The following is a 2,690-nucleotide window of genomic DNA, read 5'->3' on the forward strand; positions in this document are numbered from 1 at the left end:
TTTGGCACTCTATCAATCAATGAATTAGGTCACTGGACCTACACAGCTGACAATTCTCAGACAGCGATTCAAGGCCTTAAAACAGGTGAGTCAGTTACTGACACCTTAATCGTTCACAGTGTTGATGGCACTGAACAAAAAATCACTGTCACCATCAATGGTACTGACGACAAAGCGGTGATTGCGGGTACTTCAACAGCACAGCTAACTGAAGATAAAGACGTTCACGGTGGGCAGCTTCGCGTCGATGGTGCACTCACTGTTACTGATGTTGATGCGGGACAAAATCAATTCCAAGCCACCTCACTACAAGGTCAATTCGGCACTCTATCAATCAATGAATTAGGTCACTGGACCTACACCGCTGATAACAGTCAAAATGCTATTCAAAGTCTGAAAACGGGTGAGTCACTTACCGATACAGTATTAGTTCACTCGGTTGACGGCACTGAACAAAAAATCACTGTCACCATCAACGGTACTGACGACAAAGCGGTGATTGCGGGTATCTCAACCGCCAGCTTAACTGAAGATAAAGACGTGCATGGTGGGCAACTTCGCGTTGACGGCGCCCTCACTGTTACTGATGTGGATAATGGTCAAAATCAATTTCAAGCCACCTCACTACAAGGTCAGTTTGGTACTCTATCAATCAATGAATTAGGTCACTGGACTTACACCGCTGATAACTCACAAACCGCCATTCAGGGTTTAAAAACGGGTGAGTCAGTTACCGATACAGTATTAGTTCACTCGGTTGACGGCACTGAACAAAAAATCACTGTCACCATTAACGGCACAGATGATAAAGCGGTGATTGCGGGTACCTCAACCGCCAGTTTAACTGAAGATAAAGGCGTGCATAGTGGGCAGCTTCGAGTCGATGGCGCCCTCACTGTTACTGATGTGGATAACGGTCAAAATCAATTCCAAGCGAGCACTTTACAAGGTCAGTTTGGTACTCTATCAATCAATGAATTAGGTCACTGGACCTACACCGCTGATAACTCACAAACATCCATTCAAGGCCTTAAAACCGGCGAGTCAGTTACTGACACCCTTGTTGTTCATAGTGTTGATGGCACAGAGAAAAAAGTCACCGTCACCATCAATGGTACTGACGACAAAGCGGTGATTGCGGGTACCTCAACCGCCAGCTTAACTGAAGATAAAGATGTTCATAGTGGCCAACTTCGAGTCGATGGCGCCCTTACTGTTACTGATATCGATAACGGTCAAAATCAATTCCAAGCCACCTCACTACAAGGTCAGTTTGGTACTCTATCAATCAATGAATTAGGTCACTGGGTCTATACAGCTGATAACTCACAAACCGCCATTCAGGGTTTAAAAACCGGTGAGTCAGTTACTGATACAGTATTAGTTCATAGCGTTGACGGCACTGAACAAAAAATCACTGTGACCATTAACGGTACCGACGACAAAGCGGTGATTGCGGGCACCTCAACCGCCAGCTTAACTGAAGATAAAGACGTGCATGGTGGTCAGCTTCGCGTCGATGGTGCCCTCACTGTTACTGATGTTGATGCGGGACAAAATCAATTCCAAGCGAGCACTTTACAAGGTCAGTTTGGTACTCTATCAATCAATGAATTAGGTCACTGGACCTACACCGCCGACAACTCACAAACAGCCATTCAAGGTTTAAAAACCGGTGAGTCAGTTACCGATACAGTATTAGTTCATAGCGTTGATGGCACTGAGCAGAAAGTCACTGTCACCATTAATGGCACGGATGATAAAGCGGTGATTGCGGGTACTTCAACAGCACAATTAACTGAAGATAAAGATGTTCATCAAGGGCAGCTTCGCGTCGATGGTGCACTCACTGTTACTGATGTTGATGCGGGACAAAATCAATTCCAAGCCACCTCACTACAAGGTCAGTTTGGTACTCTATCAATCAATGAATTAGGTCACTGGACCTACACCGCTGACAATTCTCAGACAGCGATTCAAGGCCTTAAAACAGGTGAGTCAGTTACTGATACAGTGTTAATTCATAGCGTTGATGGCACTGAGCAAAAAATCACTGTGACCATTAACGGCACGGATGATAAAGCGGTGATTGCGGGTATCTCAACCGCCAGCTTAACTGAAGATAAAGACGTTCACGGTGGGCAACTTCGCGTTGACGGCGTCCTCACTGTTACTGATGTGGATAATGGTCAAAATCAATTCCAAGCCACCTCACTACAAGGTCAATTCGGCACTCTATCAATCAATGAATTAGGTCACTGGACCTATACCGCCGATAACTCGCAGCCGAACATTCAAGGCCTTAAAACCGGTGAGTCAGTTACCGATACAGTGTTAGTTCATAGCGTTGACGGCACAGAGCAAAAAATCACTGTGACCATTAACGGTACTGACGACAAAGCGGTGATTGCGGGTGCTTCAACAGCACAATTAACTGAAGATAAAGATGTTCATCAAGGGCAGCTTCGAGTAGATGGTACCCTCACTGTTACTGATGTCGACAACGGTCAAAATCAATTTCAAGCCACCTCATTACAAGGTCAGTTTGGCACTCTATCAATCAATGAATTAGGTCACTGGACCTACACAGCTGACAATTCTCAGACAGCGATTCAAGGCCTTAAAACAGGTGAGTCAGTTACTGACACCTTAATCGTTCACAGTGTTGATGGCACTGAACAAAAAATCAC

1 protein-coding gene is annotated in these 2,690 nt (G+C 45.2%); it reads left to right on the forward strand.

From position 1 onward, the window contains the following. Positions 1 to 2,690, forward strand: a 2,690-nt coding sequence (locus AB4160_RS08790; protein ID WP_372004242.1) for a VCBS domain-containing protein, incomplete at both ends; no start/stop codon positions are given.

The organism is Shewanella sp. 10N.286.51.B8 (genome assembly GCF_041469325.1).
Taxonomy (GTDB): Bacteria; Pseudomonadota; Gammaproteobacteria; order Enterobacterales; family Shewanellaceae; genus Shewanella.